Here is a 13,242-nt window from a genome sequence, read left to right as displayed (position 1 = left end):
TCACCATTTTGATAACGCTGTTTGCCGCGCCGTTAGCCTTCGGTCAATCTGAAGCGCTGAAGACCGTGGCAAACAGCCTTGGTTTTTATCAACAAACAAAAGATATTAACTGGCTCGGCAGGGCAAAAAAATCCATCGACAGTTTAGTTACCAGCCGCCGTGATTCAAATAATATTGAAAAGATCACGTACCGCGGATTGGTATACGCTACTATTTTACAGGTAGATACCACTAATAAATTAAACCAACCCGGGGATTTTTTTAATACCACTGCTGATTTTGTAGACAACAAGCTATCCAAACACCCTAAGATCAACCGCTATCCGGACGAGTTGAAATTCATTAGGCAATGCCTTGCAAATGCAGCTATACGTATTGGGTTTGGGTACATGAACCGGTCCGACTTTACCAACGCTGAGCAGTATTTTAGCCGTGCCCATTTTTACGATCCATCTTATAAACCGCTTAACGCTTACCTGGCGTATTCCAATACCAAACTTGGTAATTTACAGCAAGCGGCTAATTTTTATAATTCGCTTATTGACGGCGATAACATCAAGCCTGAGTACATCCAAACAGCTGCTAATATTAATATGGCGGTAGGGGACACCGCCCGCGCGCTTGATATTATAAAAAGAGGGAAAACGCTGTTACCGGGCGATAAATTTCTGCTGATGGATGAAGCAAACATTTACAATAACAAAAAAGACTATAAAGCGTTAGAACCTTTGTTGCCTAAGCTTATAGCTGAATATAAAAACAATCCGGATGTTATATTTGTGGCAGCCAATTGTTATGACCAGCTTTCAAAATATGATAGAGCCGAAGAGCTTTATTTGCAAGCGATTGAATTAAATAGTGTAGCTTTCGATCCGGTTTTTAACCTTGGATTGCTGTATTATAAAAAAAGCGCGATTGACAAAAAAGATGATGACGTTTTAAAGGATATTTACTACGCATCAAAATGGCTGCAGAAGGCTGCCGAAATTTTGCCGACAGATGTAAAAAGCCTGCAATTGCTGCAGCAGATATATCAGCGCACTGGCAACACAAGGCAATTAAATAAAGTAAACAATAAACTTAAACAGTTAACTGATAAAGTATCTTATGAAAATTAAACTTTTAACGGCTGGTGTGCTTGCTCTTGCTACAACTACAGCCTTTGCACAAAAAGGTGAGCTTAATAAAGCTAAGGAAGAGTATCAGAAGTATGAGAGTACTAAAGAAGCAATGGCAACCGTAGCGGTAAAAAGCTTAGGTGATGCTAAAATTGCAATTGACAAAGCTGCTGCACACGAAAAAACCGCAAATTTGCCTTTAACATATGCTGTAAAAGGTGTGGTGTATGCGGCTTTAGCTTCGCGCGACAGCGTTGAAACCACCGCGGCTCCGTTGCAAACAGCAGCTGCTGAAGCGATCAAAAAAGCTAAAGAGCTTGATACAAAGGGCGATGATAAAGAATTAAAAGAATTAGTAAATAACGGTGAGCGTTACCTTGCGCAGTATGCTTTAAATCAGGGCGTTAAGCAGTATCAAGCCGGTAAATATAACCTGGCGTATACTTCGTTTGATACTTACCGCCAGATTTTACCTGAAGACACAAACGCGATATATTACACTGCTTTATCAGCAGCTAACGCGGGTAGGGACGATGCCAAATTTTTACCAATGGCTATCAGCGGTTACCAAAAATTGCTGACTACCAACTACAGCAAAAAAGCAGATATTTATAATGACCTGGCCAGCAGTTACTTGATGAGCAAAGATACTGCAAGCGCCTTGAAAACTGTATCAGAAGGTGTTCAAAAATTTCCAACAAGTGCTAACCTGCGTTCACGCGAAATTGAGATCAGCCTGGTTCAGGGTAAAGAAACTGAAGCGGTTTCAAAAATTGAGGCAGCTATTGCCAATAGCCCTAAAGACAAAGCTTTATACTACTATGGTGGTATAACTTATGCAAAGGTTGCTGACATGGCCGATAAAGATGCCAAGAAAGCCAAAACTCCGGCTGCTAAAGCGCCTTTTTTAGCTAAGAAAGAGCAAGCTTACGCAAAATCTGCCGAGATGTACAAAAAAGCGCTTGAGCTTGATCCGAATTATGCTGACGCTGCACTTAATTTAGGTTTTGTGATGGTTAACCCGGCTATTGACGCTTATAACGCAGCCAACGCATTGCCGGTTAACAAACAAAAAGAATATGTTGCTGCTGTAGCTAAAGCAAATGGTTTATTTGACGCCGCAAAGCCTTATTTGGATAAAGCTGTGGAGTTGAATCCAAAATCACCTGAAGCTTTAACGAACCTTAAAACTTATTACTTAGGTAAAAAGGATACAGCTAACGCAAATAAAGTTCAAAAGCAAATAGAAGCACTTTAATAAAATAGGGCCTTATAAAGAGGCCCTATTAAAATCACCAATTACTTAACATAATATTAATTATATGAATTATTTAACTTAGATAGTTCTTGCTGTAACTGGTTTAAAAGCTGAGGTTGATTTATCGAAATGTTATAGGCATAAAAGCAACATTCTTTTTACAAGATATTATTACAGGTTGATTTATATTTAATGCAAAAACCAACTAACAAATGATTAAACTATTTACCAGTATTAATTTGCTTGTGCTTTTGTGTATATCAGCGTTTGCACAAAATACTCCAGGCAGTTCAAACGCGCAAAATCCGCAACGCAGGCGCTATCAGCCAAGGCCATACGCGTTGACTGTTATTGATGTAGCCAAAACAAAAATTGACACTGCTAAACTTGGCATGGCATTCCGAAACACTTATCCTGGTTTTGCTACCGCTGACGGGTATCGTACAAAACGTGAGGTTACCATGCGCATCATCGATACCGTGAAAAATTTTACAATAAAAGCTATTCCTGGTGAAATTATTGCCAATGGAAAATGGCTGAAAAGCAAAAAGAATCTGAATGCTTTAGAACAACACCTCAACGATGCTTTTCATAAAAACTGGACATCGGTTGACACTATTAAGAAAGATGGATATTCATTAGTATTTGTTAACAAAAACTCAAACTTTGACGCTACTATCCAAAAAAATCTGATTGAAACCTACTTTGAAGTTTATCCAAAGCTGGTTAGTATGTTTAACGATAAAGCTACGCGTGATGTAGTTTTTGTAACTGATACCGCATACAACGGCGTGGCCGAAGCTTCCGGTAATCGTATTCTGTTTTCTACTAAGTACATGAATAAATTTCCGTATGATGTGGACGTAGTAACCCACGAAGGCATGCACCTCGTTCAGGGTTATGGTTATAGCTACGGGCGTGATCTTGTTTGGCTAACCGAGGGTATTGCTGATTTCATCCGTTATAAATACGGTGTAGATAATGTTGGCTCAAAATGGTATTTACCATCATTTAAAGCAAAACCTCAAGGCTACAAAGATAGCTACCGTACAACAGCTCGTTTTTTTGAATGGATAGATCAAAAAATTAAACCAGGAATGATTGTAGCCATCGACAAAGAGCTCAGGAATGGCACATTTAAAGAAAGTACCTGGGTTGATCTTTCCGGAAAAACGCTTGATGAGTTGTGGGCGGCTTATTCAGCAGACCCGGTATTGCATTTGGTTTATAGCAGCAAAAATATATAACCTTAGTATTTAAAAGTTACCCGGCAATATAACAATCTTCATACGGTTAGATGTTTGCTGGGTAACTATACTGGTTTAGTATAAAACTATTGCTCCACTCCTTTGGCTGACTGATTTCTTACATAAAACGTGGCAAAGCATTTCATGCACTTATAGCGTTTAGAGTCAGGCGAAATAGTTTTGAATAGTAAATTACGCTTCAGCCGTGTTAAAATCACGTTACCGCACTTCGGACATTTATTAACGTCAGAAGTGATCAATGTTAAGGGTACAGACATAGTAAAAATAAGGGTCTGTAAAGATATTGTTATATAACCTGATTTTGCTGATAGCCTTTGTTAAGTTTTTAATAAATCTTACAGCTTCAATCCTTTAAGCTATCCTTCGTGTTTGAATAGCGGTAACCCATTCATCATGGTTGCAACGCCCGCATTGCCCTGCAGTAACGCGTTCTTCAACTCGTCCGCAAAATGTGCAAGCGTATGAACCTGATACCTTCAAATTTTTAGACCGCTTGTTATAGGGTTTGGGCAGGACAGGCAATCCCGGTCTGACTTCCTCATCATTGTAAAAAAAGAAACTTACCTGTCCGTTGGTTTCTAAAATGGCTGTGCGCACCTGCCCTACGTGTTCTATGCTCATGGCGCGCATCTCAGCAAAAAACTCATCCTTAGCAAATGTGTTGTCTGTTTCTTCCTGTAAGGTAAACATGCCATCTTCAATTATGTACATGGCGTTGCCCTCAAGAATGCTTTCAAACTTTTCATTTTTTGCGGCTATGTAAGTGAGCACCCGATAAAACGCCAATATAATTACAAACACTAACAGCGATGGAAGTATGGCAAAATCTTTATTAAACATCGGGTCGCCGGCCGCGGAGCCAAGTGCGATAATAATTGCAACCTCAAAAATACTAAGTTGCCTCACCCCTTTCTTGCCCGACAGCCTTAGCAATATAAGGATGAAAGCAAACATTAAAACTGTGCGTAACACAATCTCCGCGATATAACTTAAGTCAAGATCATTAAGAAATATATTATGCCAATCAATTTCCATGTATATGAGGTAGTAGCTAAAACCTCATGATTAACAGAGATGAGAGGTTATTTGTTGCAAGCAAATCAACATAACCGCTATATATTTATATTAAAGTTATTGGGATTGTAACCAAACCTGATAAGTTGCATTACCCCTGTTGCCTATTGAATAAAAGGGTATTGCAGTAAGTGCAGATGATGAATTACTGGCTTTAACTTTTATGATGTTGATACCATTCAATAAATCGGGTTGATTTTTAACGTCAAGTTTGTTTTGATTTGTAAGATTGCCAACGTTTAAGCTTTTGTTATCATTAGCTTCAAAAGCATAAACCAATGGGCCTGCAGCGATTGCCCGCTTATTGTTTAGTTCTTTTACCAATGTATTTGCACTAACAACTCTCGGCTCCATAGGCAGGCTCAACATAATTTTATCCCCTTTTTTCCATTTACGGGTAATTACAGCATAGCCTTTTTGAATATTAACAGGTACCGCCTGACCATTTACCTGTAAAGCAACCTTGCCTTTCTGCTCGGCGTTATACAAGCCGAATGGATTTTCGGTACCGGTGGCCCAGCCTGGTATGCGTACATATACCGAGAAGCTTTTTGTTGTTTCTGGATCAACACTGATATTAACCGCCCCTTTCCATGGATATTCAGTTTTCTGGCTTACTCTTGTAATACTTTTACCCTCGCCAATGGTTGCATTGCTGCCAATAAATAAATTTACATAAACGCCGTTTTTAGCATCGGTACCGTAAATAAAACCAGGCAGGGCTCCTGCCATTTTTAAGATCATGGGTGGGCAGCACGGGCAGCTATGCCACTCCCATCTCGGGTGGTTGGTTGCCTGAAGCGGATTTTCATAATGATAATGGCGGCCATCTAATGATACACCTGCTAAAATATTGTTATACAAAGCCCTTTCGAACTCATCCATATACTTGCCATCAGCCTGCAATTCATTCATACGTTGACTAAAAAAAGCTGCTCCTATTGCTGCACAAGTTTCCAGGTAAGCTGATTCAGGGAGATAATAATCAGGCCCGAATTTTTCATCTTCAGCAATAGCGCCCTGCCCGCCGGTAATAAATGTACGTTTGCCTGCCATGTTATCCCAATATCGGTTTGCCGTATTTATATATCGTTGGTCGTTTTTATAAGCTCCTATAGCCGATATTGCTGTGCCTAACAAAGTGGCGCGCACTGCATGCCCCTCTATGGTTTGCTGTGTAAAAACGGATTGGTCGTCTTGATTATAACTGCCATAAGCCTGGCGTTTACGGGCACCATCCGCATCAGCCGGAAACCCGCGATGCTCGATCCAGTATTTAGCCAGGTGTAAATAAGCATCGGGCGTGGCCTTTGTGTTTAACTTATTGGCTAATTCAGGTTGTGCCTTAAGTAATAAATAAAGCTTAAAAAAGGCCTCTTCCGGACCAGCATGGCCGGGTATAATGTTCATTTTGGGTGCATCACCTATAACCTTGCACATGTAATCGGCCATTTTTACAGCTACACCTAACAGCTTGGTTTTGCCGGTGGCATCATAATAATGTACACCAGCCTCAACCAGCATTCCTGCGTTGTACAGATCGTGCTGCCAACGGTCATCGCCGCCATTGGTACCCCACCTTTGCGCAGGCCGGTTGAGCGTGGTGTAAGTATTAATATATCCTTCCGGATCGGCAGCCTGTGCCTTGGCTATCCTTTCGATATATGCATCGAGCTTTTGTTCGAGTTTTTTATCGGGTTGTGCAATTAGCAGATCGGCGGCACCACGTATACTTTCGTATACTAATCCGTCATACCAGGGCGGTCCATCAAACTGGCCGATATTACTTTTGCCTTGTGCTACCCGGTCAAAATTTAAAAAGGCGTTGCGTGTACGGCCGGTTTTTTCCTTTTCTTTTATCAGATCCTCCCGGTCGGGCTTATAATTACCTTCCAGTTTATCAAGCACATCGTACACCGTTACGTCGTGTATCACCTTGAGTTTCGGCGACCAAAATCCGTTGTTTATTTTAACATGCTTTACATCAACGGGCTTAATATTCTGTGCATCTACGAAAGCTGCTTCCACAAGTGTAATTATACCGGCTAATAATGCGGTTAAAGTGTATTTTACGATCATGATTGATAGTTAATTTAAAAGGTTAAAAAGAAGAATACTGTATGATGATGCCAGGAAAGTGTAGTCAAAATTATGGCTGTTAAAGTTTACCTTTAGGTTTGCAGGAATAATGCGTTTAGGTTGGGTTAAGCTGTTAGTACCGTCAGGTTCGCCTGCCAGTTGCGTTAAGGTAGCGCTGCCTGAATGGCTTTTGGTACCATTTAATTCAACTTTAGTGTTGATAGCCTTAGTCAACGGATTCACAACGTGCAACACAAGCTGTTTTCGGTCATCACTAAGCGTCGCTGTAACATCCAGGTCACCATCGGCTATTGCTTGTAATTTAACGGTTGATGATTGGCTGACGCCATCTGCTGGGCATAAAAAGGTGGCATGCCCCATACCTGCGAAGGCGTAAAGAATATTTGTCCCTGATCCCACCCGTTATCGTTTTGACCGAGTGGTTGCAGGGCATTGGCCGCGCACGATGTAAGTACAAAATCGCCATGGCGCCTAACGGCATTTAAAGTAGTGGCGTGCCCTAACGCGCGTGCAACATCATGCCTGCCCCCGTTCTCCTCAAATATGGCACATTTAAGCCGGGTATTCGGATCCCATTTTAAAAATAACACTTTCATTTGTGTAAGCGAACTATCTACTTTACTACCGGAATTGGGTGCGTCGGCATCGGTATGCAAATCCCAGTAATCAGCTTTTCCGTTTATTGCTCTAAACACGCGTTTCATGTTTGGCGAATTGGGCCGCCACCAGGCTGAACAAATAAATTTAATAGTACTATCCTTGGCGTGCATGGCATCGCGAAGTTTTACAAACCTTTCGGCATAATGTTCATAATCAGCCGCTACATCACCCTGAAAAATCACTTCTTCGTTGCCTATCTCAATATACTTCACTTTGTAAGGCACCGGGTGACCATTTTGGGCGCGTAATTTTCCCCACTTGGTGTTAATGCTTCCTTTTAAATATTCCACCATATCAGCCATGTCTTCAGGCGTTTCCTCAATATTTACGGCAAATGCAGCCTCGAATCCAGCGGCTTCGCAAAATTGCAGAAAATCTTCAATACCAAATCCGTTAGTGGAGTACGGATACCAATGCCCCTTGTATGGCGGCCGGTTTTGGCGTAGGCCTATCATTTTTTTAAATCGATATCCTTCAGCATTAACCATGGTGCCACCGTATCTTAAAAAGTTAAGGCCTTCCTGTTGCATAGTCTGTGCAATATCATTGCGTATGCGCAACCCCTTAAACTGCTCCTGTTTACAAATAAGCGTCGCCTGATCTACCAATAACTTACCTTTACTGTTGATAGTTACTACAAAACGCGCGTTACCATCCGTTTGGTTGGATTTTAACCTGAACGAATATGGCGCCCATTTGCTGGTGACACTTTTTATCGTGTGGCTGGCATACATTTTCCGCCCGTCAGCGCTTTGCAGTGACACGGTAGCGCCATCCTTTATACCCTGAGCTTTTAAATACAATTCGCCGGTATAAGTATTGCCTTTTTTAATCGCGATGCCCCATCTGTTCAAGCCTCTGTTGGCTATCCCGGTTAAACCTTTGCCGCCGTTATGCATTATAAGTTGCGCCTGGCTGCCGTTATAGGCGTCAGTCACTAAAGCATAACCTGCATTATTTGCAGTATTTACTACATCCCATGCGCCACTAACTTGTAACTGAGTTTTGGATGTGAATTTTTCAATAACGTTATTAAAAGCAATCTGCTTGTACGTTACATCAGCGTTGTAAGTACGCAAAGCGAAATGGCCTGAAGGCAAAGGATTATTATGATCCGTTAAATCGGCAATTGGTTCATTTTTATCATTTATGTAAACAGTAAAATGATTGTTATCAACTTTAACTTTCAATTTGATCCATGCCTTAAAATCGATATCCGTTTTAACCTCCTGTAGCGGTGTCCAGTTGTTTTGATGCTTGCCGAATACCAAAACCCTTTTATTGGGATCGATGCTTATTTCATAGCCGTTAAATCTGTCTGCTCCGGTACGTGCGTTGTTTACGTTTACTAAAATTCCGGCGTTGTCATTCCTGCTGCCAAATTTCAGTTGCAGGCTTACCGTGTAGGCGCCGACGGGTCTTTTATTTCTGACGAGCTTAAAACCCTCGCCGGCGTTCACCTGTATTTCATTTTGATCACTCTTCCAATGGCCACCTAATGCTTGCCAGCCTGTAATTTGAGGGCCCAGCGCTGGTTCTTCAAAGCTTTCACCAAATATTCGCTGATCATACAAGCCTCCATATATCTCGTGATTCACATCCTCAATGCACGAACCATAAAGTTTTTCAGGTATGCGGTTCAAAACTTTACTGGCGTCAACTTTGATATGCGCTTGCTGAGCTAACACACGAATTTCGAGTTGTAGAAAACAAACACAGCATAAACTAAATAAGACTTTTGGAAACATAACAGCGTAGAATTTTTTTTATGTTTGTTGGCTAATGCAGTGCAAAAATGTATACCATTAAAGGAAATAATTGGTACTCCATTAGCAGATATTGACACTATATTGATATATGCGTTTGTTTGAAGAGAAAATAATGGCCGGTGAACGGTTATTTGTAGTAAAGGAGGAGCGTTTTCCCTTTAACGATTTCCCGTTACATACACACCCGGAATATGAGATTATTTTTGTGATGAAAAGCAGCGGCACCCGTTATGTGGGCGACCATATAGCTGATTTTTTTCCGGGTGATTTGTGCTTATTCGGGCCGCATTTGCCACATACCTTTTACAACAAGCATATGCCTGCCGACCGTGAAGTGCACCAGATTGTAATACAATTTGACGAGAATTGCCTGGGTGCAGGTTTTTTCAATAAACCACAATTTAACGCCCTGAACCAATTATTTGAGCGTGCCAAACACGGCCTCAACTTTTACGGCGAGACACGTGATTTAGCTGAGCGGAAAATGAAAGCCATGGTAAATGCAGACGAACCAGAAGCCGTGGCGGGATTGATTGGCTTGTTGGGCTTATTAGCCAAGGCTAAGGATTACACCGTTTTATCGGCCCAGAAACAAATAGCCGCAAGCATTCAAAAAGACACAGCAAGGATGAACCGCATTTATCATTATCTGCTCGATAACTTTAGAAATGATATTGCAATTGATGATGTAGCGGCTATGGCGAACTTAACGGTGGCGGCCTTTTGCCGCTATTTTAAGCAACACACGCGAAAAACGTTATCTGAATTTGTGAACGACTTGCGTATAGGTTATGCCTGCCGCCTTTTGCAGCAAAAAGAACTTAGTATATTGCAGGTTTGCTTTGAAAGCGGTTTTAACAACATCTCCTATTTTAACCGTCGCTTTAAAAAGCAGATTGGCTTATCGCCTCTCGCCTATCAAAAACAAAACAAACGGCATACAATAAGTTAATAAACCTTGTATGCTGTTTATTTTAACGAGGGTAATAGAGTGAATTGGATCGAGTTTATAAGCGTTCAATTATATTTTTTATCTGTCATTTGCCAATATTAATTAGAATTGAAACCATAAGGTACCGCTTATTGCTTCGCCGGTAAGCTTATTTTTTTGACTTTGCGGTCCTAAATCTTTTGCTTCCTGAAATTTTGTACCGATGGCGCTGATGCCTTGCAAAAAGCTGATGTCACCAGTTGGCATGGGCGGTTCAACCCGATCAAGCGTGGCATTTGCCCTATCCTGTTTGTATAGTTGTACAAAAATATTTTTATCACCGCTGTACACAGTAAACGGCGCTTCCTTATTTTCGATGGTTATCCAGTTAACCTCCTGGTGATATCCCTTAAATTCAGGATACTCCCATTTTTCGCCGGTAATGCCATTGTTATAATTTTTATACCAAACACCAAATTGCTGGCCACGCAGGCGGTTTTTCCAAACCTTATACGGTCCGCGACCAAGCCACTTTACGCCAGTGACTTTACCCTCCGGATAGTTGAAACTAATACCATGAAAATCAACATCGCCATTTTGCTTGTAGGTGTATTGTAGTTGCACCGGTTTGCCCCAGGCAAAGGTCCATCTTACTTGCAGGTCAGCATCACCGTCGTAATCCGCTTCGACTATCTGGCTGCCATCTTCTTGCTTGTATCTGAAACTTTTTAAGTGTGTTTTAACGCCCGCTAACGCCGGACCTCCGGACAATGAAACAGTTACATTGGGCTTAACCACCTTGGTTAGATACCCGGTACTTTTATTAAAGTGATATTTTATAAGATTAGCGTTGATAATAACTTCCTCTGCATTTTCACTGCCGATAACAGGCATTTTCACCCAGGGAGTGCTGGCCTTGATTATTTTAGCTGGCGCTGTTATAGGCCAGCTCCAAGTGAATACTTCTTTTTTGTGAACGTCATAAGCCGTTAAATACAAGGCGTCGTTATTGATCCAATTCGCAGGTAATTTTAAATTAAGAGTTCCTTTTTTACCCGGCGCTAACGATAAGGGTAACGGTTTTCCGGTAATTGTAGTTATAGCAGACGTATTTTTAGATGCGGCACCCGGAAATTTAACAAGCTTCCATTTAAATGTACAAGCGTTAAGATTAACGAACGAATATCGGTTTTCAACGGCTACTTTACCGTCAAAACTTGTATTGATAGATTGCTGATTAATATAAATAGGCGACCATATTTCCTTTATGGTATAATAGCTTGCTTCCTTTTCGCGATGCGGCCCAACTATGCCGTCCGGTGCATGGTTACCATCCGCATCATATGCGTTATTTTTATCCGTACGAATAAGCGCTTCATCGCCAAGCACCCATATAAAGCCGCCTGCATTCGCTTTATATTTTAACATAGCATTCCAAAAATCTTCGAGACCGGCACCTGCGCCGCCATCGTAAAGGCCATGCATAAACTCTGTAGGGAAAAACACGCCGCCATCCGGGTCTTTTGGTAATATGTTTGCCACGTAATTATAATCCGGGTAATGCCGGGTGTTAGTATTGTTAAATTTTTCCCATGGATGCAGTACCGTTCTGTTCTGCGGGTCGTACAGACGGTAATCATTATCAAGCCCGCGATTAAAACCACCTTCGTTACCGTTATCCCAAAATAAAACAGAGGGATGATTTACGTCCCGTACTACTAACTCCTTAACCAGCTTCCGGCCAACTATAGTATCGTAGCTGGCTTGCCAACCGGTCAACTCATCCAACACATATAGACCAACGGAATCACACATATCTAAAAACTCCTGATCTGGCGGATAATGCGACATACGTACCGCATTCATATTCATATCTTTAATGGCGTTTACATCTAACATGTGAACGTTGCGACTAAGGGTACGCCCACTCTCCGGCCAAAAACTATGGCGGTTCACACCTTTCAATATAATCCTTGCCCCGTTCAGGTATAAACCATCATTTTTCCGGACTTCAATTGTACGGAAGCCGAACTTTTGTTTAACCTGATGTAGCACCGTACCGTTCTTATCTTTAACATTAATAACAGCCTGATATAAGTTGGGAGATTCGGCGCTCCATTTTAAAGGGTCGGCAAATTTTGCGCTAAGCTTTTGGAACTCCTCAGCCATTTGGACGGATGTTCTGAATACTTTGCCCACAGTTTGTCCATTTAATTTTTGTATCCGGCCGTCAATTATTTCGCCGCCTTTAATATTCCTGGTATAAACGTCTATTTCAAATGCACCATCAGCCGCCGCGTTGACAGCCAGCCTGTCGATGTAAGTCTCAGGCATTATCTCCAGATAAACGGGGCGGAATATCCCGCCAAATATCCAGAAATCCCCGTTCTCGGCTTTGTTTACAGATTTATTTGCAGACTGCTTATCCACCGTTACCTCCAGTAGATTTTGACCGTTTGGCTTCAATAAATCGGTAATATCATATTTAAACCTGTAAAACCCACCTTGATGAATATCGCCGGCCTGCTTGCCGTTCACTAATACCCTGGTGTCCGTCATTGATCCCTCAAACACAATAAAAACATGCTTACCTTTCCATGCCGGCTCAGTAGCAAAAGTTGTTCTATATTGCCCCTGCTCTTTGTATTTCACCTTGTCATGCCCGTAATTGTAATTACCAAAGCCATGAGTTTCCCATTGTGATGGCACGGGTAATTTAGTCCATTGCCCGCTTTTACGGCCCTCAGTGCAATAAAAGTCCCACAGTACGGTATGATCCTTACCTGTACCCGATAAGTACTTTTTTTTTGTTTGTTGTGAAAAAGCGCTTACTGATGTGAGGAAGCATAGGCATAACTGGCAAAATAGTTTCATTACTTGGTTATTTGTTTTGAAACTAACCATTACAATTAACCAGTGCAAACGTAATCTACGGTAACGTTTGCGTAAAATCCGAAATATCTCGATCAGTATAGAATAAAAAAAGGCATACCGAAAATGGTATGCCTTGACATTAACTGACCATTGAGTCAGGCGCATCGCGCGCCTGTTAGTAAAACAATAT

Annotated in this window: 9 protein-coding genes; 4 read left to right on the top strand and 5 right to left on the bottom strand. The window is 41.4% G+C overall.

Annotated elements, in window-relative coordinates:
- The first annotated feature begins 8 nt into the window (after nt 1–8).
- The 3 genes from LT679_RS04085 to LT679_RS04075 all read left to right on the top strand — a co-directional run bounded on the left by LT679_RS04085 (nt 9) and on the right by LT679_RS04075 (nt 3,623).
- Nucleotides 9–1,118: a tetratricopeptide repeat protein gene (locus LT679_RS04085; protein WP_232175762.1), complete on the top strand. Its 1,110-nt coding sequence runs from the start codon at nt 9–11 to the stop codon at nt 1,116–1,118.
- Entirely contained in the window at nt 1,108–2,376 is a 1,269-nt protein-coding gene (locus LT679_RS04080) for a tetratricopeptide repeat protein (protein ID WP_232175760.1), read from the top strand. The genes LT679_RS04085 and LT679_RS04080 overlap by 11 nt, the downstream gene beginning before the upstream one ends.
- 212 nt (nt 2,377–2,588) lie before the next feature.
- Nucleotides 2,589–3,623, top strand: a complete 1,035-nt coding sequence (locus LT679_RS04075; RefSeq protein WP_232175758.1) for a basic secretory family protein — start codon at nt 2,589–2,591, stop codon at nt 3,621–3,623.
- A gap of 372 nt (nt 3,624–3,995) precedes the next feature.
- Here LT679_RS04075 and LT679_RS04070 read toward each other — a convergent pair whose 3' ends face one another.
- The 4 genes from LT679_RS04070 to LT679_RS04060 all read right to left on the bottom strand — a co-directional run bounded on the left by LT679_RS04070 (nt 3,996) and on the right by LT679_RS04060 (nt 9,166).
- Nucleotides 3,996–4,679: a DUF421 domain-containing protein gene (locus LT679_RS04070; RefSeq protein ID WP_232175757.1), complete on the bottom strand. Its 684-nt coding sequence runs from the start codon at nt 4,677–4,679 to the stop codon at nt 3,996–3,998.
- Nucleotides 4,680–4,775: 96 nt separating this feature from the next.
- Complete coding sequence (locus LT679_RS04065; protein WP_232175755.1) at nt 4,776–6,797, bottom strand: glycoside hydrolase family 127 protein; 2,022 nt, start codon at nt 6,795–6,797, stop codon at nt 4,776–4,778.
- A gap of 9 nt (nt 6,798–6,806) precedes the next feature.
- Nucleotides 6,807–7,178 (bottom strand): alpha-L-arabinofuranosidase C-terminal domain-containing protein, encoded by a 372-nt coding sequence (locus LT679_RS18600; protein ID WP_262909231.1) that lies wholly within the window; start codon nt 7,176–7,178, stop codon nt 6,807–6,809.
- Nucleotides 7,106–9,166, bottom strand: a complete 2,061-nt coding sequence (locus LT679_RS04060; RefSeq protein ID WP_317206528.1) for a family 16 glycoside hydrolase — start codon at nt 9,164–9,166, stop codon at nt 7,106–7,108. The genes LT679_RS18600 and LT679_RS04060 overlap by 73 nt, the downstream gene beginning before the upstream one ends.
- A 169-nt stretch (nt 9,167–9,335) precedes the next feature.
- Here LT679_RS04060 and LT679_RS04055 point away from each other — a divergent pair, with 169 nt between their 5' ends.
- Nucleotides 9,336–10,199 (top strand): AraC family transcriptional regulator, encoded by an 864-nt coding sequence (locus LT679_RS04055; protein ID WP_232175753.1) that lies wholly within the window; start codon nt 9,336–9,338, stop codon nt 10,197–10,199.
- A gap of 102 nt (nt 10,200–10,301) precedes the next feature.
- On the opposite strand, the gene LT679_RS04050 is transcribed toward LT679_RS04055, so the two are convergent.
- Nucleotides 10,302–13,052, bottom strand: a complete 2,751-nt coding sequence (locus LT679_RS04050; protein ID WP_232175751.1) for a glycoside hydrolase family 2 TIM barrel-domain containing protein — start codon at nt 13,050–13,052, stop codon at nt 10,302–10,304.
- Between the last annotated feature and the right edge of the window lie 190 nt (nt 13,053–13,242).

The sequence above is a fragment of the Mucilaginibacter roseus genome (assembly GCF_021215455.1).
Taxonomy (GTDB): domain Bacteria; phylum Bacteroidota; class Bacteroidia; order Sphingobacteriales; family Sphingobacteriaceae; genus Mucilaginibacter; species Mucilaginibacter roseus.
This window is presented reverse-complemented; position numbering and strand designations above follow the sequence as displayed.